Annotated in this window: 20 protein-coding genes; 9 read left to right on the top strand and 11 right to left on the bottom strand. The window is 70.2% G+C overall.

Annotation, left to right across the window (positions count from 1 at the left end; translation table 11 throughout):
* Positions 1 to 54: 54 nt before the first annotated feature.
* Positions 55 to 1,650: a methyl-accepting chemotaxis protein gene (locus ACVTJA_RS42295; RefSeq protein WP_465829196.1), complete on the top strand. Its 1,596-nt coding sequence runs from the start codon at positions 55 to 57 to the stop codon at positions 1,648 to 1,650.
* 166 nt (positions 1,651 to 1,816) lie between these two features.
* Here the strand turns inward: ACVTJA_RS42295 and clpA are convergent, their stop codons facing one another.
* The 5 genes from clpA to ACVTJA_RS42270 form a co-directional block, all read right to left on the bottom strand.
* A complete protein-coding gene (clpA, locus tag ACVTJA_RS42290; protein WP_465829195.1) occupies positions 1,817 to 4,126 on the bottom strand; it encodes an ATP-dependent Clp protease ATP-binding subunit ClpA in 2,310 nt (769 codons plus the stop codon).
* 3 nt (positions 4,127 to 4,129) lie between these two features.
* On the bottom strand, positions 4,130 to 4,453 hold the full coding sequence (locus ACVTJA_RS42285; protein WP_206725055.1) for an ATP-dependent Clp protease adaptor ClpS: 324 nt from the start codon (positions 4,451 to 4,453) through the stop codon (positions 4,130 to 4,132).
* A gap of 43 nt (positions 4,454 to 4,496) precedes the next feature.
* On the bottom strand, positions 4,497 to 5,657 hold the full coding sequence (locus tag ACVTJA_RS42280; RefSeq protein ID WP_465829193.1) for a GNAT family N-acetyltransferase: 1,161 nt from the start codon (positions 5,655 to 5,657) through the stop codon (positions 4,497 to 4,499).
* 100 nt (positions 5,658 to 5,757) lie between these two features.
* Positions 5,758 to 6,198, bottom strand: a complete 441-nt coding sequence (locus ACVTJA_RS42275) for a hypothetical protein (RefSeq protein WP_465829191.1) — start codon at positions 6,196 to 6,198, stop codon at positions 5,758 to 5,760.
* Between the two features lie 22 nt (positions 6,199 to 6,220).
* Positions 6,221 to 6,790, bottom strand: coding sequence for a DUF2378 family protein (locus ACVTJA_RS42270; protein ID WP_465829190.1), 570 nt, complete (start codon positions 6,788 to 6,790; stop codon positions 6,221 to 6,223).
* Between the two features lie 155 nt (positions 6,791 to 6,945).
* Between ACVTJA_RS42270 and ACVTJA_RS42265 the strand changes: the two genes are divergently transcribed.
* The 3 genes from ACVTJA_RS42265 to ACVTJA_RS42255 all read left to right on the top strand — a co-directional run bounded on the left by ACVTJA_RS42265 (position 6,946) and on the right by ACVTJA_RS42255 (position 9,073).
* Positions 6,946 to 7,509, top strand: coding sequence for a NifU family protein (locus ACVTJA_RS42265; RefSeq protein WP_465829188.1), 564 nt, complete (start codon positions 6,946 to 6,948; stop codon positions 7,507 to 7,509).
* A 143-nt stretch (positions 7,510 to 7,652) separates the two neighbouring features.
* Positions 7,653 to 8,411: a class I SAM-dependent methyltransferase gene (locus ACVTJA_RS42260; protein WP_465829187.1), complete on the top strand. Its 759-nt coding sequence runs from the start codon at positions 7,653 to 7,655 to the stop codon at positions 8,409 to 8,411.
* A gap of 59 nt (positions 8,412 to 8,470) precedes the next feature.
* Positions 8,471 to 9,073: a 5' nucleotidase, NT5C type gene (locus ACVTJA_RS42255; protein WP_465829185.1), complete on the top strand. Its 603-nt coding sequence runs from the start codon at positions 8,471 to 8,473 to the stop codon at positions 9,071 to 9,073.
* A 6-nt stretch (positions 9,074 to 9,079) separates the two neighbouring features.
* Here the strand turns inward: ACVTJA_RS42255 and ACVTJA_RS42250 are convergent, their stop codons facing one another.
* Positions 9,080 to 11,305 carry a glycoside hydrolase 5 family protein gene (locus ACVTJA_RS42250; protein ID WP_465829183.1) on the bottom strand — a complete coding sequence of 742 codons (2,226 nt, stop codon included), beginning with the start codon at positions 11,303 to 11,305 and terminating at the stop codon, positions 9,080 to 9,082.
* A 174-nt stretch (positions 11,306 to 11,479) separates the two neighbouring features.
* On the bottom strand, positions 11,480 to 13,138 hold the full coding sequence (locus tag ACVTJA_RS42245; protein WP_465829181.1) for an RluA family pseudouridine synthase: 1,659 nt from the start codon (positions 13,136 to 13,138) through the stop codon (positions 11,480 to 11,482).
* Between the two features lie 118 nt (positions 13,139 to 13,256).
* Between ACVTJA_RS42245 and ACVTJA_RS42240 the strand changes: the two genes are divergently transcribed.
* Entirely contained in the window at positions 13,257 to 13,886 is a 630-nt protein-coding gene (locus ACVTJA_RS42240) for a DNA-3-methyladenine glycosylase I (protein ID WP_465829179.1), read from the top strand.
* Between the two features lie 5 nt (positions 13,887 to 13,891).
* On the opposite strand, the gene ACVTJA_RS42235 is transcribed toward ACVTJA_RS42240, so the two are convergent.
* Positions 13,892 to 16,042 (bottom strand): methyl-accepting chemotaxis protein, encoded by a 2,151-nt coding sequence (locus ACVTJA_RS42235; RefSeq protein WP_465829177.1) that lies wholly within the window; start codon positions 16,040 to 16,042, stop codon positions 13,892 to 13,894.
* A 216-nt stretch (positions 16,043 to 16,258) separates the two neighbouring features.
* Positions 16,259 to 16,648, bottom strand: coding sequence for a winged helix-turn-helix transcriptional regulator (locus ACVTJA_RS42230; RefSeq protein ID WP_465829176.1), 390 nt, complete (start codon positions 16,646 to 16,648; stop codon positions 16,259 to 16,261).
* A 99-nt stretch (positions 16,649 to 16,747) separates the two neighbouring features.
* Between ACVTJA_RS42230 and ACVTJA_RS42225 the strand changes: the two genes are divergently transcribed.
* Positions 16,748 to 17,167 carry a DoxX family protein gene (locus tag ACVTJA_RS42225; protein WP_465829175.1) on the top strand — a complete coding sequence of 140 codons (420 nt, stop codon included), beginning with the start codon at positions 16,748 to 16,750 and terminating at the stop codon, positions 17,165 to 17,167.
* A gap of 27 nt (positions 17,168 to 17,194) precedes the next feature.
* Here the strand turns inward: ACVTJA_RS42225 and ACVTJA_RS42220 are convergent, their stop codons facing one another.
* On the bottom strand, positions 17,195 to 18,352 hold the full coding sequence (locus tag ACVTJA_RS42220; RefSeq protein WP_465829174.1) for a THUMP domain-containing class I SAM-dependent RNA methyltransferase: 1,158 nt from the start codon (positions 18,350 to 18,352) through the stop codon (positions 17,195 to 17,197).
* Positions 18,353 to 18,419: 67 nt separating this feature from the next.
* A complete protein-coding gene (locus ACVTJA_RS42215; RefSeq protein WP_465829173.1) occupies positions 18,420 to 19,175 on the bottom strand; it encodes a lysophospholipid acyltransferase family protein in 756 nt (251 codons plus the stop codon).
* A gap of 328 nt (positions 19,176 to 19,503) precedes the next feature.
* Between ACVTJA_RS42215 and ACVTJA_RS42210 the strand changes: the two genes are divergently transcribed.
* From ACVTJA_RS42210 to ACVTJA_RS42200, 3 genes are all read left to right on the top strand, one after another.
* Entirely contained in the window at positions 19,504 to 20,394 is an 891-nt protein-coding gene (locus tag ACVTJA_RS42210; RefSeq protein ID WP_465829172.1) for a ferredoxin reductase domain-containing protein, read from the top strand.
* A gap of 122 nt (positions 20,395 to 20,516) precedes the next feature.
* Positions 20,517 to 23,849: an HYR domain-containing protein gene (locus tag ACVTJA_RS42205; protein WP_465829171.1), complete on the top strand. Its 3,333-nt coding sequence runs from the start codon at positions 20,517 to 20,519 to the stop codon at positions 23,847 to 23,849.
* 42 nt (positions 23,850 to 23,891) lie between these two features.
* Positions 23,892 to 25,634: an OmpA family protein gene (locus ACVTJA_RS42200; RefSeq protein ID WP_465829169.1), complete on the top strand. Its 1,743-nt coding sequence runs from the start codon at positions 23,892 to 23,894 to the stop codon at positions 25,632 to 25,634.
* Positions 25,635 to 25,647 lie beyond the last annotated feature (13 nt).

The raw sequence follows: 25,647 nt of genomic DNA, 5'->3' as shown, positions 1-25,647 counted from the left end.
TCCGCCCCCGCGACACGGGTGCTGTCCTGACGCAGTCCCTCCGGTGGTGATTCCGTGAATCCTACGCAACCGTCGCTCACCGCGCAGCTCACCCAGCAGTTCCGTCAGTCCCTGGGGCTGGCGCCGAAGTTCATCCTCCTCACCGCGGTCATCAGCTCGACGCTGGCCCTGTGCCTCACCGCCATCGCCACGCAGCGCCTGGAGAGCGGGCTGATGGCCAACCACACGGAGGAGGGGCAGTTGGTGGCCCGCAGCATCGCGGTGGCCGCCGAGCAGGGCATCACCGCGGGCGACGGCACGCTCCAGCCCATGCTGACCGTCAGCCGGGACAGCGACGACCTGGAGTACATCTTCGTCCAGGACGCCAGCGGCGCCATCGTGGCGCACTCCTTCGCCAAGGCCTTTCCGGAGCCGCTGAAGGCCGCCATCCTCGCGGCGGGCGATTCGGGCGTGGTGGACCTGGAGGCCGACGGCGAGAGCCTGCACGCCATCAACGTCGCCGCCCCGGTGGCGGGCGGCAAGCTGGGCACGGTGCACGTGGGCATGGCCCTGGAGCACATCTCCGGCCAGGTGAGCGAGCTGCGCTGGCGCATGGCGGGCTTCGCGCTGCTGCTGGTGGTGCTGGGCGTGTCGGCGTCCGCGCTGTTCGGCCGCAGCATCGTCGGGCCGCTGCGCAACCTGACGGAGGTGGCGGGCCACATCGTCGAGTCGGGTGACCTCACCCGTCCCATCCAGGTGAAGAGCGGCGACGAGGTGGGCCGGCTGGCCAACTCCTTCGCGCAGATGGTGGGCCGGCTGCGCGAGGTGACGCTCAACCTCCAGCAGGCCGCCACCGCGCTCACCCAGTCCACCGAGCACCTCAACGCCTCCTCCACCGAGCAGGCGCAGACCATCTCCCGTCAGGCCGCCGCCCTGCAGGAGACGCAGGTGACGGCGCAGGAAATCAAGCAGACGTCCATGCTCGCCGCGCAGAAGGCGGAGAGCGTGCTCAGCGTCGCCGAGCGCGCGGACGCGCTGGCCAAGTCCGGCGAGGCCTCCATCGAGCTCACCATGGCGGGCCTCAACGACATCCGCGCCCAGGTGGGTGAGATTGCCCAGAAGATTGTCGAGCTGGGCGAGCGCACGCAGCAGATTGGCGGCATCACCCAGACGGTGAAGGACCTAGCGGACCAGTCCAACATGCTCGCGCTCAACGCGGCGATTGAATCCGTCCGCTCCGGTGAGCACGGCAAGGGCTTCGGCGTGGTGGCGCGTGAAATCCGCGCGCTGGCGGACCAGTCCATCCAGGCCACCACCCGCGTGCGCGAGCTGCTGGACGACATCGCCAACTCGGTGACGGCCGCGGTGCGAATCACCGAGCGCGGCGCCGAGCGCATGGAGTCGGGCCTCGCCCAGGTGCGCAACAGCGGGCAGAACCTGCGCGAGCTGTCCTCCATCGTCCAGGACAACGCCGCCGCCGTCCGTCAGATTGCCGCCGCCGTCAGCCAGCAGAACGTGGGCATCAACCAAATCACCCTGGCGGTGAACGACCTCTCCAAGATGATGGACGAGACGGTGGCCCGCATCGGCTCCACCGGCGAGGCCGCTACCACGCTGCAAATCATCTCCGAGCAGCTCTCCAGCGCGGTGAAGAGCTACCGCGTCGGCTGAAGCACTCAGCGCCGTCTCGAAGCACCCGGCCTCGACTCCGCGAAGGAGCCGAGGCCTTTTCATGTCCCGCTGCCACGGGCCATGACGCCGGCACCGCCTCGCAAGAGAAAGGCCCCGACTCCACGTGAGGAGCCGGGGCCTTTTCATTTCACGTCGCAGCCGGTGACTACACCGGGGCGGCTTCGGCGGCGGCCGGCTGCGTCTGCAGCTTCAGGCTGTCGCCCTCGACGTCGTAGCGGGCCACGCCGCCGTTCTTCAAATCCCCGAAGAGGAGCGCCTCGGCGAGCGGCTTCTTCAGCGAGTTGTCCACGAGGCGGGCCATGGGACGCGCGCCGAAGGCCGGGTCGTAGCCGTGCTCGGCCAGCCACGCGCGGGCGGCGGGCGTGAGCTCCAGCTTCACCTTCTTCTCGTCCAGCATCTTCTGGAGGAGGCGGACCTCCTTGTCCACGACCTTCAGGATGATTTCCGGCGGCAGGCCGGAGAAGAGAATCCACCCGTCGAGCCGGTTGCGGAACTCCGGGGTGAAGGTGCGCTCAATCGCCTTCTTCGCGCGGGTGGCATCCGCCGGCTTCTGCAGGTCGCCGAAGCCGATGGCCTTGGTGCTCATCTCCTGGGCGCCCGCGTTGGTGGTGAGGATGAGGACGATGTTGCGGAAGTCGGCCTTGCGGCCGTTGTTGTCCGTCAGCGTCGCGTGGTCCATCACCTGGAGCAGGATGTTGAAGAGGTCCGGGTGGGCCTTCTCGATTTCATCCAGCACCAGCACCGCGTACGGGTGCTTGCGCACGGCGTCCGTGAGCAGGCCGCCCTGGTCGAAGCCCACGTAGCCCGGAGGCGCGCCGATGAGCCGGCTCACCGTGTGCTTCTCCGAGTACTCGCTCATGTCGAAGCGCAGGAACTCCACGCCCAGCGTCTGCGCGAGCTGCTTGGCCAGCTCCGTCTTGCCCACGCCCGTGGGGCCGGAGAAGAGGAACGAGCCGATGGGCTTCTCCGGCGCACGCAGGCCGGAGCGCGCCAGCTTGATGGCGCTGACCAGGTCCTTGATGGCCGAGTCCTGCCCGAAGATGACGCCCTGGAGCTCCTTCTCCAGGTTCTGCAGCTGGATGCCCTCGCTGGCGGACACGCTCTTGGCGGGAATCCTCGCCATCTTCGCCACCACCGTCTCCACGTCCGCGGCGGTGACGTTGTTGGTGCGCGTGCCCTCCGGCTTGAGCCGCTCGGCGGCGCCCGTCTCGTCGATGACGTCGATGGCCTTGTCCGGCAGGAACCGGTCGTTGATGTGCTTGGCGGACAGCTCCGCCGCGGCGCGGATGGCCTCCGTGGCGTACTTCACGCCGTGGTGCTCCTCGTAGCGGCTCTTCAGGCCCCCCAGGATGAGGACGGTGTCCTCCACGCTGGGCTCGCCCACCTCAATCTTCTGGAAGCGGCGGGACAGCGCCCTGTCGCGCTCGAAGGCGGACTTGTACTCCTGGAACGTCGTGCTGCCGATGCAGCGCAGCCGGCCGCTGGCCAGCGCGGGCTTGAGCAGGTTGGACGCGTCCATCGAGCCGCCGCTGGTGGCACCGGCACCCACAATCGTGTGGATTTCGTCGATGAAGAGGATGGCGTCCTTCTGCTCCTGCAGTGCCTTGAGCACGCCCTTGAGGCGCTCCTCGAACTGGCCGCGGAACTTGGTGCCCGCGAGCAGCGCGCCCATGTCCAGCGAGTAGACGACGGAGTTCTTCAGCGCCTCCGGCACCCGGCCCTCGTGGATGTGCAGGGCCAGGCCCTCTGCAATCGCCGTCTTGCCCACGCCCGCCTCGCCCACGTAGAGCGGGTTGTTCTTCCGGCGGCGGCAGAGCACCTGGATGGTGCGCTCCAGCTCCTTCTCGCGGCCGATGAGCGGGTCGATTCGCCCTTCCTTCGCCTCGATGTTGAGCTGGGTGGTGTACGCCTCCAGCGGGCTCTTGCGCGGAGACTCACCCTCGTCGTCATCCCCCATGGCCGCGCCGCGGCTGGGAGCGCCCTCGGAGGCCTCGCCCCCGGCGCCCTCTTCGCCCTTGGAGATGCCGTGGGAGATGTAGTTCAGCAGGTCCAGGCGGGTGACGCCCTCCTGCTGGAGGAGGTAGAGCGCCTGGCTCTCCTCCTCGCGGAACATGGCCACCAGCACGTCGCCGCCGTCGATGAGCTTCTGCTCGGCGGACAGGGCATGCATGGCGGCGCGGTGGAGCACGCGCTCCACGCCGATGGTCTGCTGGGGCTCGGCTTCCACGCCCTCGGGCAGCCGTTCCACCGTCTCCTCCAGGAAGGAGGCCAGGCGCTCCTGCAGGCGCTTCACGTTGGCGCCGCACGCCTTCAGGACTTCACGGGTGCGTGAGTCCCGGGTGAGCGCGAGGAGCAGGTGCTCCAGCGTCAGGTACTCGTGGCGCATCTTCCGCGCCTCTTCCAGGGCGGTGCGGAAGCTGGCCTGCAACTCTTTGGCAATCAGCGGTCCTGCCACGTTTCAACCTTCCTCGGGTTCCATGGAAAGCCGCAGGGGAAACCCATTCTCCTGAGCCGCGGCCTCCACCGTCTTGATCTTCGTCTCGGCGACCTCGAACGTATAGACGCCGGCAACCCCGACTCCGTTGTAATGAACGTGCAGCATGATCTGCACGGCATCCGTCTCCGACTTGTGGAAGATCTCCTTCAGCACGGCGACGACGAACTCGCGCGTCGTGTAGTTGTCGTTGTGCAGGAGCACCTTGTAGAGCGGAGGCTTCTTGAGCTTCTGCTTGGGTGCTGTCTCCGTGACGACGGAGGTATCGTGCTCGTGCTTCTGCGCCATGGGTGTGTCGGGCTCCCTTTAATGACGATGGGAGGAGGGATTTTCAGGCCCCCTCCTTGAAACCAGTCTCCGCCCGCCACTGGGGCAGGCCGCCTTCCACGGCTGCCCGCTCGTGGGCCAGGAAGCCGCGCACGGCGCGGTCCAGCCCGGGGTGGAGGAGCAGGTGCGCACTGTATGTGAGACGCGGCTCGAATCCCCGGGTGAGCTTGTGCTCTCCGCCGTGGCCCGGTTCGAAGCGCTCCAGCCCCCGGGCGATTCCCTGCTCCACCGGGTGGTACAGGCAGACATTGAAGTGCAGGAAGGGGTGCTCCTCGAAGCAGCCCCAGTAACGACCATACAGCGCGCCGGGGCCAGCGAGGTTGAACGCGCCGGCCACCAGCCTCCCTTCCCGGCGCGCCTCCACCCACTCACAGCGGTGCCGGAAGCGGGCGAGCATCCGCGCGAAGAAGTCCGGGGTGAGAAACCGCATGCCCCACGGGTACTTGTCCACCGTGGAGACATACAGGCGCCAGGCGGTGTCCGCGTCCACGTCCGCCAGCGCGTCGCCGCGCAGCGTCCGCAGTTCGATGCCCTGCTCGGCGGGCGCGCGCATCTCGCGGCGCAGCTGGGTGCGCCGCTTGGAGTGGAAGCGGGCGAGGAAGTCATCCAGGGTGCGGTAGCCCTCGTTGAGCCACTGGTACTGGATGCCCAGGCGCAGCGCGAAGCCCTGCGCCTCCAGCACGGGCAGTTCCTCCTGGGTGGGGAAGAGGACGTGGACGCCGGACAGGCGCTCGGCGCGGGCGTACTCCAGCGCGGCGGCGTACAGCTCGGCCTCGCGCGCGTGCCGGTCCTCACCCGGGGCCACCAGCACGCGGCGGCCGGCGGCGGGAGTGAAGGGCACGGTGATGACGAGCTTCGGGTAGTAGCGCAGGCCCGCGCGCTCGGCGGCGGTGGCCCACGGGCCGTCGAAGACGAACTCGCCGTGGCTGTCGTCCTTCAGGTACGCGGGAGCCGCGGCGACCAGCCGCGCGCCACGCCACAGCGTCAGGTGACGGGGATGCCAGCCCCGCTCCGGCGCCGCGCTGCCGCTCTCCTCCAGGCACTCGAGGAAGGTCCACTCCAGGAACGGAACGCTCGCCTCGTCCACCAGGGCATCCCACGCGGCGCGGGGGACCTCGGTGATGGAAGGCAGGATGCGCAGGGTGGTGGGCAGCGAGGTGGACATCGGCGCGGGGTCGGAGTCGGTGGCGTGGGCGACGAGCCCTGGGCTCGGTGACGCGAGCCTATAACGGTGCGGCCCCGGTGCCGCCAGCCGCGCCAGGGGGCTACTTCCCCCGTGTCAGCTCCGCGGCAAGGAAGCGCCCGGCCTCCGCCAGCCCGTCGTCACCCCGGCGGCGTCCCTCGTCCGTCTCCATGACCCGGCGCGCGGCGTCTCCCGCGGTGCCGATTTCCAGGTCCACGAGGATGAGGAAGGCGCTCCAGGCGGGATTCAGCTCCGCGACTCTGCCGGGACGCAGGGGGCGCTCGGCCAGCGTGGTGGCCACCTTCTCCAGAAGGCCGTCGTCGGTGAGTCGCTTCGACTTGCCCCGCATGGCGGCCCATGCGGCATCGAGGAGCGCGGGCAGCATGCGCCCGGCGAGCGCGGTGAAAAGCCGCTGCGAGGCCTCTTCCTCGTCGATGTGGTGGGCCCGCGCGTACGTGGGCATCAACTTCGCCGCCACCACGGCGCGGGTGGCGAGGTGGGCGAGGCGGGGAGGGTAGGACACTCGAGGCTCCGGGGCGCGGACGTTACCAACGCACCAGCAGACGGTAACCCTCGGGGTTGCGTTCCTCCACGGTGATGCGCGGCTGGACCTTGGCCAGCTCCAACATGTGCTCCAGCCCGCCCGCCGTGAGGTCCGGCCGGTTGTAGCGGTCCTTGAACTGAATCCGCTGGCCGCGCTCGCCCGCGGGCGTCAGCGTCACCTCGATGTCCGGGCGCCCCATCATCGACAGGTAGCGCGGCACCCGCTCCAGGGCGCGCAGGGGGCCAATCATCGGCAGGGCCACCGCGGCCACGCGGCCGATGAGCGTCGCCGCGAAGCCCGTGACGAGCTGGCGTCCGAGCTGCCGGTACGCCTGCTCCTCGCTCAGCTCCGGATAGATTTCCAGGCGCGCCAGGGCCGTGGCCCGCTGCCAGAGCTGGACGGGGTAGTCCATCTCCGGCTTCTTCATGTCGTAGCCGAGCGCCTCCAGCTCCGCCGCCAGCCTCCCCTCCGCCTTGAGGGCCCGCACGAACAGCCCCTCGAAGACGCTCGCCGGCACGCGCGGCGTCGCGACGGTGGGCTCCGGGGTATGGCGGTGGCTGCTCATCAACATGACCCCGCCAGTATAGCGGATTCCACGGAGGGTTCTGAAATTTCTTGAAATTCTTGTTGACGGGCAACGGAAGGGAGCGGGGAGGTTTGCATCATGGAGAGTCAGGTTGCTATGGGGCAGCCGGCGCCTTACAGGAAGGGCCTCAGGAGAATTGAATGTCGGTGAACATCCAGCTCGAGTGGACCCCGAACCCCAGCACGCTGAAGTACGTGGTGGACCGGAGGCTTTTGGCCGGCGGCGCGCTGAACTTCACGAAGCGCGAGGACGCCCAGGCGAAGTCTCCGCTGGCGCTCAAGCTGATGGACGTGCGCGGCGTGACGGCGGTGATGATTGGCAGCAACTTCGTGACGGTGACGAAGGGCGAGGAGGGCGAGTGGGACGAGCTGAATGACTCGGTCATGGCCACGCTGGACTCGCACCTGACGGCCAACGAGCCGGTGGTGGACGAGGCGGCGGTGGCGGCGGCGCGCGAGGCGACGGCCGGCGACGGCGGCTCCATCCAGTCGCGCATCCAGGACATCCTGGACAGCGAAATCCGCCCGGCGGTGGCCATGGACGGTGGCGACATCACGCTGGACCGCTTCGAGGACGGCATCGTCTACCTCCACATGAAGGGCTCGTGCGCGGGCTGCCCGTCGTCCACGGCCACCCTGAAGATGGGCATCGAGGGGCGCCTGCGTGAGGCCATCCCCGAGGTGCTCGAGGTGGTGTCCGTCTGAGGCGCAACGTCAAAGCCTCGCAGGTCCGGCGCGAGCTCCTGCCGGACCAGTCCCCGGCGCTCCTGCGTGAGCTGCACCTGCTCACGCGGGAGGGGAACCTCAACGCGGACGCGCTGCGCAAGCTCAAGCAGGTGAACCACCTGATGGGCCTGCTGCGCCCCGCGATTGAAGACGTGCAGGCGCGCCACAAGGACGCCGTGCTGGTGGACGCGGGCAGCGGCAACGCCTACCTCGGCTTCGTCCTGTACGAGCTGTACCTCAAGGACGCGCCCAGCGGCACGCTGCTGTCGATTGAAGGACGCCCGGAGCTGACCGAGCGCGCGAAGGGGCGCGCGGAGCGGCTGGGCTTCCAGCGGATGCAGTTCCAGACGGCGCACATCGACCAGGCGCAATATCCGGAGCGCATCCACCTCTTGATGGCGCTGCACGCGTGCGACACCGCGACGGACGACGCGCTGGTGGCGGCCATCCGCCACGGGGCGGACCACGTGGCGGTGGTGCCGTGCTGTCAGGCGGAGGTGGCCGCGCAGCTCAAGGAGAAGCGCCCGGTGGTGGCGACGAGCGGCTCGCTGTCGCTCCTGTACTCGCACCCCTGGCACCGGCGGGAGTTCGGCTCGCACCTCACCAACGTCATCCGCGCGCTGACGCTGGAGGCCTTCGGCTACCAGGTGACGGTGACGGAGCTGACGGGCTGGGAGCACTCGCTGAAGAACGAGCTGATTCTCGGGCGCAAGGTGCACCGGGAGAACCGCCGCGCGCGCGTGCAGTTGGAGCGGCTGCTGGCGGAGACGGGCGTGACGCCGAAGCTGACGCGCGAGCTGGGCGTGAAGCCCACCGTGCCGTCCGAGACGGAGCCGTCCGCGCCGGAGTCCTCCGAGGCCCCGGAGCCCGCGGGCGCCTGAGCCCGCACGGTGGGCCGCGCACGAGCGGCCACCGTCCGGGCTGGAGTAGAACGGCCCTCATGGCGGAGACGGTGAAGCGGTCGGAGTTGGTGGCGCTCGTCGACATGGACGGGACGCTCTGCGACTACCAGGGAGCCATGCTGCGGGATTTGGAGCGGCTGCGCAGTCCCGGCGAGCCTGCGCTCACGGAGCAGTTCGAGGACACTCCGTGGCTGCGGGCACGGCAGGAGCTCATCCGCGGGCAGCCGGGCTGGTGGGCGCGGCTGGAGCGGCGGCAGCACGGCTTCGACGTGCTCAACGAATTGCGCGCGCTGGAGTTCGAGCTGCACGTGCTCACCAAGGGCCCGTCGAGCTCGACGAATGCGTGGGCGGAGAAGCTCCAGTGGTGCCAGGCGCACGTGCCGGACGCGCGCGTCACCGTCACCATGGACAAGGGGCTCGTCTACGGGAAGGTGCTGGTGGACGACTGGCCGGAGTACATCCATCGCTGGCTCACGTGGAGGCCGCGCGGGCTCGTCATCGTCCCCGCGCAGCCGTGGAACGAGGGTTTCTCGCACCCGAACGCGCTGCGCTACGACGGCACCAACCTGGCCGAGGTGCGAGCGCGGCTGCGCGCCGTGAAGGAGGCCGCGCTGGGCGAGGCCCCCTCCCACGGCGGATAGCGCCGCTCAGCCCTTGCTGAACGTCTCCGTCCACTGCTTCCAGAGGGCGAAGATGGCCTCCTGCTGGTCGCCCCGGAAGTACTTGTCGTCACCGGCGCCGTGGGGCACGCCGAACTCCACGCCCCACAGGCCCACGGAGTCCGCGCGCTGGTCGTTGAACAGCGTGTCGAAGTACTTGCTCAGCTTCTTCGTGGAGGCCGCCGCGTCGCTGCCTCCGTCGAAGCCCGACTCCGCGATGACGTACGGTTTCTGGAGGTTCGCGGCCAGCTCCCAGTCGTCCTCGGGCTCGTCGTCGTACTTGTGCACGCTGACGTAGTCGATGTTGGGGTCGCCGTAGAGCGCCACCTTCTGGGAATCGTTCAGGCCCGCCTGCCGGGTGGAGACGATGCCCGGGGTGATGAGGTGGTTCGGGTCGATGGCCTTGATGCGCGCGGCCATGTCTCGCATGAACGTCACCAGCGCCTTGCCGTCGCCCGTGGGGTCCTTCAGCTCGCCCGCGATTTCCCACGCGAGGATGTTCTTGTTGTCCTTGAAGCGCGTGACGAGCGTGTCCACGAAGGGCAGGTAGTTCTGCTTGTAGCCCCCCGTAATCCAGTCGTGGCCGAGCAGCTTGGACTTGAAGGCGGGGTTGGGGTCGTCGACGAGGAACTTCTCGTCGCCGCCGGGCCGCAGCGCGCCGGCCTTCCACTTCTGCCCGTGCTCGGGGTGGCCGTCAGGCGTCCAGAGGTTGTAGCGGGACTCGCTGTAGTTGCCCGCCAGCACGAGCGTCATCTTGATGCCGCGCTTCTCGCACTCGTCGAGCGCGCGCTGGAGCCGGTCGCCAATCTCCTGGGCGCTCATCTCGCTGTTCGCGAGCGCGACGCGCACCTCCTTCACGCCGTGCCGCTGGAGGCCGTCCAAATCGGTGGTGAGCTGCTCGGGCGTCTCGAAGAGGAGCGGCTGGATGTTGGCGGTGACGTGGCGGAAGGGCTTGCCGTCCAGTGACAGCCGGCCGTTCCGCACTCCGACGAAGCCCGGCGGGGTGAGCGAGCCGGAGCCCATGCCGTCGACCGCGTAGGGCGAGCCCATCCGCTTCCCGTCCTCGGTGAAGGACTGCACCTTGTTGGTGCCCATCAGCACCATCCATCCGTTCTGGAAGTGCTGCACCTTGAGCGTGCCACCCGGGGGGAGCGCGTCGAGCAACCCGCGCACCTCCGGGTCCTGGGCGAACGGCCACTTCGTGTCCCTGGTGACTTCCTCGGTGCCCGAGTTCGGGAAGCCGAGGGCCGAGTTCGTGCCCAGCCGATGGTTCGTGTAGACGGGGTCGTTGTAGGCCTTGAAGAAGGGGCCGGCGACCTCGAAGGTAGCCCAGTTCTTGCGATTCGACGGGTCCATCGGGTTGCTGTCCCGGCAGAGCGTATAGAGCTGCATCCGCGGGTTCTTGTCGTCGGGGAAGTACCGGAAGAAGGCAGGCACGTCGCGGTTGCCGAGCACGTTGGAGCGTCCCGCGACATAGGCCTGGGTGTTGCGCACGTTGCCCTTCTCGTCGCGCATCAGCGCGTTGACGCCCGCGCCGAGCACGTCGACGAGGTTCGTCTTCGCCTTCGCCTGCAGCTCGGGCTCGGCGATGGACTTGCGGAACTGCTCGTTCCATCCCCGCCACTCATCCTCGGTGGCTCCCACCCAGGGCGCGTCGGGCACGTTGATGATGGGCCGCTCCGAGGGCAGGTCGCTCCGAAGCGTGCCGTTGAAGCCCGGCTCGGTGGCCTTGGCGGCGAAGGCCGTGCGCATGTCCATGCTCTGGAAGCTGCTCGCCTTGAAGACGGGCCCGGCGGGCAGGGATGGCGAGGCGGGTGCACCGGCCTGCCCGAGCCGCGCTTCCGCGTCGCCTGAACGCTCGGAGAACTGGCTCTGACCTCGGAGCTGCGCGCCCATGTCGCGCAGCCCGCTGGCGAGGCGGAGCATTCGCGAGGCCTCTGCCTTCTTCGCCGCGGCCTGCTCCTGCGCCCGTTGCCGTTCCTGCTGCTCGACGGCTTCCCGCTCGCGGCGCAGGGCCTCTTCCATTTCCCGGCGGGCCTGCTCGGCTCTTCGCTCCGCCTCCCGCGCCTGCTGGTCCACGGTGTCCGGCGTGGGTGCTGCTTCGTGCGCCGGTGGCCCCGAGTCCGGCCCGTTGGCCGCTGCGTCTTCACGCGGCTCTGGCGCTGGATTCAGACGGACTTCGGGACTGCTTCCCCCAATAGACAGGTCCCCCATGTGCTTTCTCCCCCTGCGGTCCGCCCCCCAAGAGCGGACGTGCTGCAACCCAATATCGAGGCCGTACGCCTCGGTGTTGCGCGTGGGACGAAAGAGGGACGAATGGTGCGCGCGCGACAACTATCTCTACGATTGCTGCTCGAGCGCTGCGTCTGGCGGATGGGGCAACGTTGTTCAGAAGGGCGCGGGCCGCTCGAAGGAGACGCGCTGCCCCGTGCCCGGGTGGAGGAACGTCAGCGCCTCCGCGTGCAGGAACAGGCGCTCACCGGGGTGGCCGTAGAGTCGGTCTCCGACGATGGGCGCGCCCAGGCCGAGCGGATGCGCCGCGTGCACGCGGAGTTGGTGCGTCCTGCCGGTGTGAGGGAAGAAGGCCACGCGCGTGCGCTCACCCAGGCGCTCCAGGACCTGCCACTCCGTCACCGCGGGCTTTCCGTGCACGGGGTCGTGAATCTGCCGGGGCCGGTCATCGAGGTCCACGCGCATGGGGAAGTCGATGGTGCCGCGCTCGCCCTTCACGAGCCCCTGGACCCAGGCGACATAGCGCTTGTGCACCTCGCGATGGAGGAACTGGCGTTGGAGCGTCGCATGAGTCCGCGCGTCGAGCGCCGCGACCAACAGCCCCGAAGTGTCCAGGTCGAGCCGGTGGACGAGCAGCGGGCCCGTCGCATGGGGATACCGCTCGCGCAGTCGCGTGAGCACGGAGTCCGTCAGCGACGCCTCCCGGCCGGGCACGGAGAGCAGGCCGTGCGGCTTGTCCACCACGACGAGCCAGGTGTCCTCGAAGAGGATGGACAGTCCGTCACTCGTCGGCGCGGGAGGCGCGAAGGCCCGGGGCGGAGCGACGGACAGGCCCTCCAGCATGTACGGGAGCAGGGGCCCGCACTTGTCTCGGCACGCGGCATAGAACGCACCGGAGACGCGGCCACCCGAAGGAGGCGGAGCGCCCCACCAGAACTCCGCGAGCGCCAGCGGCTGAAGCCCGAGCCTGTACGCGTGCGCGAGGAGCTTCGGCGCGGCGCAGTCCGCGGCACCGGAAGGCGGCTCGCCCGAGGTGAACAGCGCGCGAAGGGGACGGCGCTCACCCCGCGCGTTCGGCACCACGTACGTGTCATGGAGCCGCTTCATGAGCGCACGGCTGACGATGCGCCGCAGCCGGTCCAGTGCTCCGAGCCGCCGCTCCAGTCGCTTCAGCTTCGACGCGAGTGTGCGCCGTTCTTCTTCCTGTGCCGCATCCATCCGACGCGCTTCCGCCTTGTCACCCCGGCTCTCCTGGTCCAACGCATGGAGGGCCGCGCGCTCCGTATCCGCGAGCGCTGCCCTGCGCGCATGACGTTGCTTCCGCCGCTCCTCGTGCCGGCCGCGCATCGCGGCGCGCTCCGCCGCATGTCGCGCCTGCTGTGATTCGCGCGCCGCCCGCAGCTCCACCAACTCCGGCGACGTGCGCAGTTCCTCCGCACGCCCATGAAGCGCCTTCACCAACGCTTCGCCCTCGGGCTCCAGCCTGGAGCGGACCTCCCGCTCGAACAGCGGCGGCACGAAGCCCGGCACATCCCACCGTCCCGCGAGCATTCCGGAGAAGGCTCGCAGGAACCCGATGCGTCCACCGGGCTCGCTCACCACGAGCACGCCGAACATCTTCCCGCCCTCGCGGCTGTCGAGCAGCGCGGCCGGAATCCCGGGGGCCACGTGCCCCGCGCGGAGCTCCGCCTGGAGCTGCTCCGCCGCCCGGCGAGCAAGCACGTGAGGGCCCTGCTCGTCGAACGGACTCGGGAAGCGGCCCGCGACGTCATGCGGCGCGGGGGGTGCGTCGAACGGTGTGAGCCACGTCTCCACGGCCTTTCTCCCTAATACGAAACCGCGCGAGACGCGCTGGCTCACTGCACGTACCGCATGTCCGGCGGGTGCTTCACATGCGTCGAAAGCGGCGCGCGCGACGTGCGAGGATGCGCGGATGATGGAAGGACTCGTCGAGGGAGTGGACGGAAGGTTGCGATGCCGCTGGGCGGGGAGCGCGCCGGACTACATCGCGTATCACGACACGGAGTGGGGCCGGCCGGTGACGGAGGACCGACGCCTCTTCGAAAAGCTCTGCCTCGAAGGCTTCCAGTCGGGCCTGAGCTGGCTCACCATCCTCCGCAAGCGCGAGGCCTTCCGCGAGGCGTTCCTCGGCTTCGACTTCACGCGCCTGGTGCACTTCACCTCGAAGGACGTGGAGCGGCTGCTGGGCAACGCGGGCATCATCCGCCACCGGGGCAAGATTGAGTCCGTGGTGAACAACGCGCGCCGCGCATGCGAGCTGGTGGAGCAGGAGGGCTCGCTCGCGGCGTTCCTCTGGCGCTTCGAGCCCTCGGAGGACAGCCGGCCCCGGCGCCTCACGTGGGAGGTGCTGCGGAGCATGCCCACCACACCCGAGTCCGTCGCGCTGTCGAAGGAGCTGCGCCAGCGCGGCTGGAGCTTCGTGGGGCCCACCACGTCCTACGCCTTCATGCAGGCGATGGGCATGGTGAACGACCACGTGGACGGTTGCGTGCACCGCGCCGAGGCGGAGCGCCTGCGCCAGTCCCTGCGCAGGCCGGGGTAGACGCGCTACCGCGCCGGCGCCGCCTGTGTGTCGAGCGTGCCGGAGCCGAGGGCCTGCTGGGCGAGGCCGGACAGGCGCTCGGCCACCGACTGCACGGAGCTCGTGACGGTGCGCGTCTCCTCCACCACCTTCAGCGTGCGCTTCATCTGCCCGGACAGCTCCTGGATGGCCTGGGCAATCTGGGCGGTGCCTGCGTCCTGCTGGGCCACGGCGGCGGTAATCTGGCGCACGCTGGAGCTGGTGTCGCTGATGATGGCGGCCAGCTTCTGGAGCTGCGCGCCCGAGGTGCGCACCGCGTCCACGCTTCCGCGCACGCGCTGCTCGCCCTGCTCGCTGACCTTCGCGGCCTCGCGCATGCTGGCGCTCACGCCGTCGAGCACGTCGCGGATGCGCTCGGTGGCCCGGATGGACTGGTCCGCGAGGCTGCGCATCTCCCGCGCCACCACGCCGAAGCCCTTGCCGCTGTCACCGCTGCGCACCGCCTCAATCGCCGCGTTGATGGCCAGCATGTTGGACTGGTCCGCCAGTGTCTTCACCGCGTCCACGATGCCGGTGACTTCGCGCGTGCGCGTTTCCACCGCGAGGATGTGGCGAGCCATCTCGGACACCTCGGTGCGGATGGCGGAGAGGTCCGCCAGCGTGCGCTCCAGCGCGGCGCCGCCGTCGCGGCCCACCTGCTCGGCCGTCTCCGCGGAGGAGGCGAGGATGCGCGTCTTGTCGGCCGTCACGTGGGAACTCTGGCGGATTTCCTCCACCGTCGCCTCGAGCTGCTGGAGCGCCGTGGCCTGACGGCTGATGCCGGCCGTCTGCTCCTCCGCCGTGGCGCGGAGCTGCTGCGCCACCGCGGCCAGCTCTCCGGCGCCGCTGCCCATGCTGTCGGCGAGCTGGCGCACCTCCGTCCTGCGCGACTCGAGCTGGCGCGTGTGCAGCGCGAGCGCGCTGACCACCAGCGAGGAGCGACGTCCAACGATTCCCACCAGCGACAGCGTGAGCACCAGGAAGCCCCAGTGGACCAGGCTGACGCCCGTCTGCGCCAGGCCGAGCATGGGGAGGATGCTGAGGACGAAGAACAGGAGGACGAAGCCCAGGCCGGCGGCGAAGATGCGGGCATCGACGTTGCCCTTCCAGGCCTCCACGGCCACGACGCCGAAGCAGACGAACATGCCGGGCATCGAGTAGAGGACGAACGGGTTCAGGAGCCAGATGGCCGTGGGCGCGTCGACGATGACGAGCACCGACAGGAGCACGGCCGGGACGGAGACCACCGCCGCGAACCGGCGGAACCAGCGCAGCCGGCCCTCGCCCACCATGTCCGAGACGAACCACGCGAGGCCGGGGAGGATGCCGTAGGAGCCCTGCAGGATGAGGCGCGTTCCCAGCGTGGGGTCGTTCCAGAGCGACATGAACAGGCCGCTCGCGCCGAGCATGAGCACGCCCGAGCCCGCGGAGAAGACGGTGAGGGCCACGAGCAGCCGCCCCTGACGGCGCACTGCGGCGGCGCCCGCGGACACCAGGGCGATGGCAATCAGCACCACGCCCATGACGAAGGGCGCCAGTCCGGTGCGCGTCGCGGCGCCCAGCAGCTCGTGCTGCGCGCCCACCAGCACGTCGCGCGTCACGCCGACGGTGGGACCGCTGCTCTGGATTCGCAGCAGCACGCGCTGGCCCTTCATCGCGGGCGGCAGCGGCACGAGGTGCCAGGACATGTTGTCCATGCGCTCGCGGTCGGAGGGATTTATCGTCCCGCTCGCGTAGAGGCGCTGGCCGCCAGCGTAGACCTCGAAGGCGGTGGCGACGTTGCCGAGGTAGAGCGTGGGCTCCTGCCACGGCCCGTCCGGGATGGGGATGCTCAGCCAGAGCATCGTCTGGGTGCCCCGGCCCGGCGGCTCGCGGTACGCGGCCACGGGTTGCCAGCCGTCCTCCGTGCCCGACAGCTTCGCCCAGTCCGGAGTCTTGTCGGCTCCGAGCGGGGAGTCGCCCCAGCGGTAGCGCCAGCCGTCCACCACGTGGACCGTTGCCTGTGTCGCCGCCGCGTGGGCCGGGGGCGCCAGCATCAGCACGAGGAGCAGCACGGTGCCAAGGGCCGCGAGCCGCGAGGACCTGGAGGGGAGGGGAGATTCCGTGGGTACGAAGAAGAAGGCTCGGAGCAGACCCATGTGGTGGGAATGCTCCAGTGCCTGAGACATGGATGTAAATAGGGTCTGTATCGCCTCGCCCGGCTGCCGGCTCGTGAGTGCGCGGCTTTCACTCAATTCCGTGTTTCACGTCTGTCATTGCGCAAATTGCGCAGCCCGGCTGTCCGCCAGGCAGGCTCAGACGCACTGCGGCGTGGGGGCGAGGCCCGAGGTTCCTCGGGGAGCGAGGGGGCGCGCTCACTTCGACTTCGCGGCGCGTTGGAAGGCCTCGCGGGCGCGCTGGATTTCCGGCCGGTGCTGTTGCGCCCAGGTCGCGAGCACCGTCACCGGTTCGAGCAGCGTTCGTCCGAGCCGCGTGAGCTCATAGTCCACGCGCGGCGGAATCGTCGGGAACACGGTCCGCGTCACGAGCCCGTCTCGCTCGAGGTTGCGCAGCGTGAGGGTCAGCATGCGCTGCGAGATTCCCTCGATGGCGCGCTTGAGGTCGCTGAAGCGCATCGTGCCTTCGCCGAGGTTGACGATGACCAGCACGCTCCACTTGTCGCCGACGAGACTCAGGATTTCGCGCGTCGCGACGCAGTCGTCGTCGTAGCTCCTGGTCATCTTGCCGTTACCTGGTGACTTCAATGTGCCTCCTTCACGGCGTCCGCGCGGTATGCAAGTTAGCCAAGGTCACTATTTGTGACCAGGCACACAAAGGTAACCAGCATGACCCCGAGAAATGCCATGGCTGCTCCGGTCGGCGGCAGCGCGACGCCGTCCAAAGCTCTTCACGTTGGCCTGTGGGTCGTCCAGGCGCTCCTGGGGCTCGTCTTCGCGGGCACGGGCCTCTGGAAGCTGATGACTCCCGTCCCGCAGCTCGCGGCGATGATTCCGTGGGCGGGACAGGTTCCGGCGGCGTTCCTGTACGCGACGGCGGTGGTCGACCTGTGCGGCGGGCTTGGCATCGTCCTGCCCGCGCTCGCGCGTATCAAACCGGGCCTGACGGTCCTCGCCGCGCTGGGCTGCGCGGCGCTCCAGTTCAGCGCGATTGTCTTCCACGTCTCGCGTGGCGAGGCCGCGAATACTCCGTTCAACTTCCTGCTCGTCGCGCTCTCGCTCTTCGTCTTCTGGGGACGAGGGTACAGGGCGCCCATCCAGCCGTGAGCCCCTGCCAATCCACCCCACTCCGGCTCATGGCCGCGCGGACGAAGGATTCGTGAGCAGCAGGCGGCACCGCAGGCCGCCGTTGCGCACGGGGAGGTTCCGCGCTTCTGGCAGGTCCAGTGCCTTCACCAGCGTGTTGTCGTCAGGGAGAATCACCGCCGCGCGCCAGCCCGAGAAGCCGCGCCGCAGCGTATGGCCCAGTGCTTTGTACAGCCCGGGCAGGTCTTCCGCCTCACCCACGCGCTTGCCATACGGTGGATTCGCAACCACCAGCCCGGGTCCTGCCGCGGGCGCCGCCAGCGTGCGCACGTCATGGCGCTCCAGCGTGAGCGTCACGCCCGCACGCCGCGCATTGCGCCGCGCCGTGCCCAGCGAGCCCGCGTTGATGTCGAAGCCATGGAGCGCCGCGCGAGGCACCGGCAGTGCCTCCGCTTCCACGCGCGCCTTGAGCCGGGCCCAGGCCTCCGCGTCGAAGGAAGGGAACGACTCGAAGGCGAAGTGACGCATCAGCCCCGGCGCACGACGCATGGACATCCACGCGCCTTCGACGAGGAACGTGCCCGAGCCGCACATCGGGTCCACCAGTGGCTCCGTGCCTTCGTACCCCGCGAGCCGCAGGATGCCCGCCGCGAGCGTCTCGCGTAGCGGCGCGCGGCTCACCTCCTGCCGGTAGCCGCGCCGGTGCAGCGGCTCGCCGCTCGTGTCCGCGCTCACGGTGAATGAGTCACCCTCCACGCGCACCAGCAACGTGAGGCCCGTGCCTCCGCCCTCCTCGTCGAGCGCTCCCGCCTGCTCCAGCGAGGGCAGGCCCCACGCATACGCGGCGGCGGAGAACACCACATCCGTCCCCGGCACCTGCGAGCGGTGCATGCTCACCGACAGCTTGGGCGGCGTGCGGCTGTCCCAGACGCGTGACAGGTCCAGCGCGCCGAGCCGGTCGGCGAGCGTGTCGGAGTCTCCCGCGCGGAACGCGCCCAGGCGCAGCAACACACGGCTGGCGGTGCGCAGGCGGAGGTTGGCCTCCTGGTGCAGACCCGCGGGCCCTGTCAGCTCGATGCCGCCCTCCATGCGGAGCGGCTTCCAGCCCAGCGCGGCGGCTTCCGCCTCCAGCGCGGGCTCCAGTCCGGGCAGGGTGGATATGTAGACCTGTTCGTCGCTTCTGGGAGTCGTCACGGCGCCGCCCATTGTCCGCGTCCCGGCGCGGGCCGCAACGACTCATTCCAGGCCGGGCTCCCGCGGGCCGCGCGACGGCTCACGGCGCCGGAGCGGAGGGCTGCTCCGACGATTGCCGTCTCACGGGCTCGGAAGCCGGGTCGTCGCCATAGACGCCGCGGTACCGCTCGGGGAGCAATCCGGCCACCCGGCGCATCATCGCGTCCACCAGCGCCTGACGCGCGTCACTGGCCCCGGCCACCTCCGGCTCCAGGTCCTCCACGCGGAACGGCTTGCCGAAGCGCACGATGACGTCCGCCTCGTAGAGCCGCTCCCCGCCCATGTCCCTGTCATTGATGGGCATCAGCTTCTCGGTGCCCTGGAGCGCCACCGGCACCACCGGCACGCCCGCGCGCTTCGCAATCAGCGACACGCCCTTCTTCGCCTCGAGCAACGCGCCGGTGCGGCTGCGCGCGCCCTCCGGGAAGATGAGCACGGACTTGCCGCCCTTGAGCGTCTCCACCGCGCGCCGCATCGCCTCGATGTCCGGCGAGTTCGGTTTGATGGCGATGGTGTCCATCACCTCCGACGCCAGCCGCGTCATCGTCGTGCTCTGCAGCTTCACGCCCGCGAGGAAGGCCACCTTCCGGGGCTGGAAGGCCCGTTCCAGTGTGAAGCCGTCCGCGTTGGACAGGTGGTTGCAGATGAAGAGACAGGGCTCTTCTGGAATGTTCTCCCGTCCCTTCACCACCTCGTGCGCCAGCGTGTCCCAGACGCCGTTCATCAGCGCGCGCACCACGTGGCGTCGCGCCTTTTCCGGCAGCCTGGCCATCAGCTCGAAGAGAATGCGCAGCACGCGTCCGTTGCCTCCGTCTCGGAACGACCCCGAGAGCATGACTCGGCTGGAACCCGGGCGTGCGGCCATGTCTCCGGGCGCTCCAGTCCCGCCACTACCCACCAGAAGATGTAGTCCTGCTGACACGCGCCGGTCATCACCGGCGCCCGTCCGCCGTACGCCCGCACGGCCGGCCGTCGGACAGCCAACGCTCTCCACCGACCGCGGGACAGACCTGCTCTGCCTCGACATGGCCACGTTTCACAAGGCGGAACGAACGCCGCCGCGCGTCAGACGCACGGCGCAAAGGCTTCGGCGCCGGGGCCCGGGTTGGGCTAAGGGATGATGCATGAGCGCCGAAGCCCCCGTGTCACGCGGAAGTAGAAAGCCCGTGGAATATGAGTGCACCGTTGCCAGCGTGCGCATGGACACGCACGACACGGCCACGCTGTTCCTCGACTTCGGCGGCGCGCCGCTGGAGTACAAGGCCGGGCAGTTCCTCAACATCGACCCGCACCAGTTCCCCGCGCTCGGCCGGCTGTGCGCGTACCTCCAGGAGCAGAAGGGCCGCAAGGAGCCGCAGCGCTCGTACTCGCTCGCCTCCGCGCCGCACGAGCCGCTGGTGGCCATCACCGTCAAGGACGAGGAGTTCATCCCCGGCCTCACGCGCTACCCGCCGCTGTTGTCCCCCTTCCTCGTGCACGGCCGGCTCACCGGCGCGCGGATGAAGGTGACGGGCTTCATGGGCCCGTACGTGCTGCCGGACGACGTGGAGGAGCGCACCGGGCACATCGTCCACCTCGTCGCGGGCTCCGGCGCGGTGCCCAACTTCGCCATCCTCAAGGACGCGCTCCACCGGAAGCTGAAGCCGCGCCACACGTTCCTCTTCTCCAGCAAGACGTGGGGCGACGTGCTCTACGGCGACGAGCTCAAGACCCTGGAGCTGGAACACCCGGACCGCGTGCGAGTGGTGCATACCCTCACCCGCGAGACGGACGAGTCCCGCTTCGGCCCGCACGTGCGCAAGGGGCGCGTGAGCGAGGCGCTCCTGGAGGAGCTGATTCCGGACCGCGACACCTGTCTCGTCTACGCGTGCGGCCCGGCGATTACTCCGTGGGACCGGCGCAAGGCGCTGGAGACGCGCACGCCCGCGACACCGCGCTTCATGGAGACGGTGCTCGGCCACCTCCACGCGCTGGGCATCTCCGACAAGCGCATCAAGCGCGAGACGTACGGGTAGGTCCGCACACGCGGGAATCCATCGACGGGACGCTACAGGGCGGGGCCGGGTTGTAGAAGCAACCACGTTGGCCCCGAGCGAGTGTATAAGCCTGACCGGTCCCTCGAATCGGAGTTCCCGTGATGCCGTCACATCGCGATGTCTGGCGCAGGGCGCTGGTGCTCGTGGGGAGCGCGCTGCTGCTCTCCTGTGCGAAGGAGAGCCCCGCGCCCGCCGAGCACGACGCCGTGGCTTCCACCTCCACGCCGCTGGCCGTGGCCCCCGGTTGGACCGCGACGGCGTCCATGGCCAGTGCGCGCTCGCAGCATGCCGCCGTGCTGCTCGGCTCCGGCAAGGTCCTGGTCGTCAATGGCAGCAACAGCACGGGCGCCATCACCGCCGCGGAGCTGTACGACCCGGCCACCAACGCGTGGACCTCCGCGGGGACGACGGGCAGCCCCGGCATCATCACGCAGGCGCTGCTGCTCCCCGACGGCCGGGTGCTCGTGCTCCCCGGTTCGGCCACGAGCGGGCTCCTCTACGACCCCGCGACGAACACGTGGTCGGCCACGGGCGCCATGGTGCAGGCCCGCTTCCAGCCCACCGTCACCCTCCTCGGCTCGGGGCAGGTGCTGATTGCCGGTGGCACGACGAGTGGTGGAGTCCGGGTCGCCACCGCCGAGCTGTACGACCCCGCCACCAATGCCTTCACGGCCACGGGCAGCATGACGGCGGGCCGGAATGCGCACTCCGCCACGCGGTTGCAGGACGGCCGGGTGCTGGCCATCAGCGGCTTCAGCGGCAGTGGTGAAGTCCCCGGGGCCGACCTCTATGACCCCGCGACGGGCACCTGGACCTCCGTCGCGCCACTCCTCGTCGGGCGGCACTACTTCACCAGCACGCTGCTGCCGGACGGCCGGGTGCTGGTGGCCGGTGGCTTCGGCCCCACCCAGGCCATGTCCCAGGCGGAGCTGTACGACCCGGCGAGCAACACGTGGACCGCCACGGGCAGCATGGCCTTCGTGCGCTCGGGCCACATGGCCACGCTGTTGCCCGACGGCCGGGTGCTGGTGTCTGGCGGCTCCCAGTTCAGTCAGCCCGCGCAGCAGGTCTCGGAAATCTATGACCCCGCCACCGGGACGTGGTCCTCCGCGGGCAACATGGTCGCGGGGCGGGAGAACCACACCGCGACGCTGCTCCCTTCCGGCAAGGTGTTCGTGACGGGCGGCCACAGCGGAAGCGGACCCACAACCTTCTTCGCGGCCACGGAGCTCTACGACCCGGGCGTCAACGCGTGGACCCCGGCGGGCGTGCTGGGTGGCACCCGGGAAGACCCCCTGGTGGCCCTGCTGCCCACGGGCCGCGTCCTCGTCGCCGGAGGCCGGGACGGCGGTGGTGCGGCGCTCGCCACGGCGCAGCTCTATGACCGGGCGGCCAACACGTGGACTTTCGCGGCGTCCCTCTCCATTCCCCGCGAGCGCGCCACCGCGACGGTGCTGCGCTCTGGCGGAGTGCTCGTCGCCGGTGGCCTGAGCGGAGGCAACTCGGTGGGCTCCACCGAGCGCTACGATGCGGCCACCAATGCCTGGAGCCCGGCCGCGGCGCTCGCCGGTGCCCGTCACTTCCACACCGCCACGCTCCTCGCCGACGGCCGGGTGCTCGTCGTGGGCGGGCAGCAGGGGGCCACGGTGCTCGCGACGGCGGAGCTGTATGACTCCACCGCCAACACGTGGACGCCCGCGGCCTCCCTCGCCACGCCCCGGTCCGCGCATGCCGCCACGCTGCTTCCGGATGGCCGGGTGCTCGTCGCGGGAGGACGTAATGCCGGCGGCGTGGCGCTCGCCTCGGCGGAGGTCTACGACCCGGCCACCAACACCTGGGCCACCGCCACGGGCCTCGCGCAGGGCCGCGAGGGGCTCACGTTGACGCTGCTGCCCTCCGGCCAGGTGCTGGCGGCGGGCGGGCTCTCGGGCGCCGCGGCGCTCACGTCCACGGAGCTCTACGACACCGGCACCAACTCGTGGGCCGCCGGCCCCGCGCTGTCCCAGGCCCACGCGTTCCACGCCGCGACGCTCGCGCCGTCGGGCAAGGTCCTCGTGGCAGGAGGCCAGAGCGCGCCGGGCACGCCCGCCACCACGGCGGATGTCTACGACCCCGCCATCCGTGACTGGACGCCCGTCAGTGCCCCGCTCTCGCGCGGAGGGCTCATCGCCGCCGCGCTGCCCTCGGGTGAGGTGCTGCTCGCGGGCGGCAACGCGGCGACGAGCGCGGAGCTGTTCGAGGGCACCGGCGCGCAGCCGGCAGGGCGCCCCGTGGTGAGTCAGCCGGACGTCCTCTTCCAGACCTGCCCGACCGCGCTCCAGGGACAGCGCTTCCGGGGCATCTCGGGTGGAGGCAGCGGCAATCAGGCGGATTCCCCGGCGGACTTCCCCCTGGTGCGGCTGCGGGGCGCCGAGGGCGGACGGCTCTGGACGCTGCCCGCGACGGCGATGTCCGCCACGAGCGCGACGGTGACCGTCCCGGCTGACGCCCCGACGGGGCCGTATGCCCTGTCCGTCTTCGCCAATGGCATTCCGGGCGGGCGCATGGTGACGGTGGTCGCCAACACCGCGCCCACGGTGCAGGCCCAGTCGCTCTCCACGGCGTTCGGCGTTCCCGTCGCCATCACCCTCGTCGCCAACGACCCGGACGTGGGGCAGACGTTGACCTGGACCATCGTCACGCCTCCGGCCCACGGGACGCTGAGCGGCACGCCGCCGAACCTCACGTACACGCCCGCCCCGGGCTACTCGGGCCCCGACAGCTTCACGTACCAGGTCCGGGACTGCGGTCTGGACAGCACCGTCGCCACGGTGGACCTCAGCGTCGGGAATGCCGGGGACACGACGCCTCCCACCCTCACGTGTCCGGGGACGCAGAGGGAGGAGGCCACGAGCGCCTCGGGCGCCACCGTCACCTGGACTCCGGCGACGGCGACGGACGACGTCACCGCCAGCCCCACCGTGACGTACTCGGCGGCCTCGGGCAGCAACTTCCCGCTCGGCACCACGGACGTCACCGTCACCGCCACGGACGCCGCGGGCAACACGTCCACGTGCACGTTCCAGGTCATCGTCGAGGACACCACGCCTCCGACCCTGACGTGCCCGGGGAACATGACGGTGAACTCGGAGGGGCCCTCCGGCACGCCCGTGACGTACGGCTCCACCCAGGTCACCGACGCCGTCTCTACCCCGACGGTGACTGAATCGCCGCCCTCGGGTAGCAGCTTCCCGGCGGGGACCTCGCGCGTCTCCATCACCGCCACGGACGCGGCCGGCAACTCCGCGCAGTGCATCTTCGAGGTGACGGTGCAGACCCAGGTGGTGTCCATCGCCGGAGGCGGCTGCCAGAGCACGGGCAGCGGGACGGCCTCGTCGCTGGTGCTCCTGGTGGGAATGGCCTTGTGGAGCGGGCTGCGCCGCCGCCGCTCCTGAAACAGCTCGCACGAACCCCCTTCTTCGCGAATGGACCTCTCCTTGCGTACACAGGCTCCGTGCCGGGCGCTGGCCGCGCTGCTGGCCGTCTTCCTTGCCCCCGCCGCTCTGGCCCAGAGCGCCGGGCCCATCATTCCCATCGACCTGGAGCGCCTGCGCTTCCAGCCCGGTGCCACCGACTCGATGTTCGTGGACACGGGCCACGTGCTGCCCGAGGGCGGCTACCGGCTGATGCTCATGGCCGGCTACGAGCGCGGCATCCTGCTCCTGGAGGGCGGTGATGGCATCGAGCGCGACATCATCGACTACCGCGTGGCGGGCTGGCTCGCCGGTGCGTGGTCTCCCACCGACCGCCTGGAGCTCTCCGCGAAGCTGCCCCTCATCATCGCCCAGGGCGGCAGTGGCGCGGACGAGCTGGCCGGCGTGTCGGAGCCGAAGTCCTTCGGGCTCGGGACGCCGGAACTGGGCGCGCGCTACTCGCTGCTGCGCCGCGAGGACGGCGCGCCGGTGTTCCTCGGCCTCGGCCTGGACATCGGACTGCCCGGCGGAACGGCGAGCGCCTTCGGCCGGCAGGACGGCTGGGCGGGCTTCCAGATTGCGCCCCGCGTGGCAGTGGGACGCGAGGTGGGTCCGGTGTCGCTGGGTGCCAGCGCGGGCGTGAGGATTCGCTCGACGGAGGTCGAGCCCGGCCGCGACTTCGGCACCGAGCTGGAGCAGGGGCTGGTGGTGGCCACGCGCGGCGAGGGACTGCGCGGCGAAATCGCGCTGGAGGCGGCCGAGTCGCTCGTGGAGCCGGACGTGGCGCTGGAGCTGCTCGGCGGCCTGCGGCTGCCGGTGGGCGGCGGCTTCGAGGCCTTCGCGATGGCGGGGCATGGCTTCACGGACATCCCGGGCACGCCCTCGCTCCGCATCAACGCGGGTATCGCCTGGGCGCACACGCCGCCCGAGCGCGAGGACCCGTGCAAGGCTGGACGGACGCACACGCCCGAGCAGTGCCCGGACCAGGACGACGACGGAGACACGGTGGCCAACGGGAAGGACCGCTGCCCGCTGGAGGCCGGCGCCGTGGAGAACCAGGGCTGCCCGGACCGCGATTCGGACGGCGACTCCGTGGTGGACCGCGAGGACGCGTGCCCCAACGAGCCGGGGCTCCCGCGCTACAAGGGCTGCCCCGCGCCCGACGCGGATGGCGACGGCGTTCCGGATGACGAGGACGCCTGCCCGAAGGAGCCCGGCGACCCGGCGAATCGCGGTTGCCCCGTGCGCGACACGGACGGCGATGGCATTCCGGACGACAAGGACGCCTGCCCGAAGGAGGCCGGGGACGCCGCGCACAACGGCTGCCCCGCTCCGAAGGAGACGCCCACCGAGCAGCCGCCCGAGAAGACGCCTCCGCCCGAGGAGGCGCCTCCGGCCGAGGTGTCGGGCCCGCCGATGGACCACCACGTCCTCTTCCCGACGGGAGAGTTCGCCCTCCAGGAGGAGGAGAAGCGGCAGTTGGATGCCATCGCGGACTACCTGAAGGCCCACCGCCGGCTCTCGGTCCGCATCGAGGGGCACACGGACAACACCGGTCCGGAGGAGCTCAACCGCAGGCTGAGCCAGCAGCGCGCGGACATGGTGCGCAGGTACCTCATCCAGCGCGGCGTCGCGGCCTCTCGCCTCACCGCGACGGGCTATGGACCGAGCCGCCCGCTGAATGGGAACAGCACGCCCGAGGAGCAGCGCCTGAACCGACGTGTCGAGTTCATCACGGAGACGACCGGCAAGGCGCCGAAGCGCTGAGCCATCGAGGCCG

The sequence above is a fragment of the Pyxidicoccus sp. M6 genome (assembly GCF_055568925.1).
This window is presented reverse-complemented; position numbering and strand designations above follow the sequence as displayed.

Coding starts and splice junctions, on each gene's coding strand:
- ACVTJA_RS42225 (WP_465829175.1), top strand. CDS start 16,748: ATGGCTGCTCCGGTCGGCGGCAGCGCGACGCCGTCCAAAGCTCTTCAC.
- ACVTJA_RS42240 (WP_465829179.1), top strand. CDS start 13,257: ATGATGGAAGGACTCGTCGAGGGAGTGGACGGAAGGTTGCGATGCCGC.
- ACVTJA_RS42210 (WP_465829172.1), top strand. CDS start 19,504: ATGAGCGCCGAAGCCCCCGTGTCACGCGGAAGTAGAAAGCCCGTGGAA.
- ACVTJA_RS42250 (WP_465829183.1), bottom strand. CDS start 11,305: ATGGGGGACCTGTCTATTGGGGGAAGCAGTCCCGAAGTCCGTCTGAAT.
- ACVTJA_RS42265 (WP_465829188.1), top strand. CDS start 6,946: ATGTCGGTGAACATCCAGCTCGAGTGGACCCCGAACCCCAGCACGCTG.
- ACVTJA_RS42205 (WP_465829171.1), top strand. CDS start 20,517: ATGCCGTCACATCGCGATGTCTGGCGCAGGGCGCTGGTGCTCGTGGGG.
- ACVTJA_RS42220 (WP_465829174.1), bottom strand. CDS start 18,352: ATGGGCGGCGCCGTGACGACTCCCAGAAGCGACGAACAGGTCTACATA.
- ACVTJA_RS42285 (WP_206725055.1), bottom strand. CDS start 4,453: ATGGCGCAGAAGCACGAGCACGATACCTCCGTCGTCACGGAGACAGCA.
- ACVTJA_RS42260 (WP_465829187.1), top strand. CDS start 7,653: ATGGGCCTGCTGCGCCCCGCGATTGAAGACGTGCAGGCGCGCCACAAG.
- ACVTJA_RS42255 (WP_465829185.1), top strand. CDS start 8,471: ATGGCGGAGACGGTGAAGCGGTCGGAGTTGGTGGCGCTCGTCGACATG.
- ACVTJA_RS42280 (WP_465829193.1), bottom strand. CDS start 5,657: ATGTCCACCTCGCTGCCCACCACCCTGCGCATCCTGCCTTCCATCACC.
- ACVTJA_RS42270 (WP_465829190.1), bottom strand. CDS start 6,790: ATGTTGATGAGCAGCCACCGCCATACCCCGGAGCCCACCGTCGCGACG.
- ACVTJA_RS42235 (WP_465829177.1), bottom strand. CDS start 16,042: ATGGGTCTGCTCCGAGCCTTCTTCTTCGTACCCACGGAATCTCCCCTC.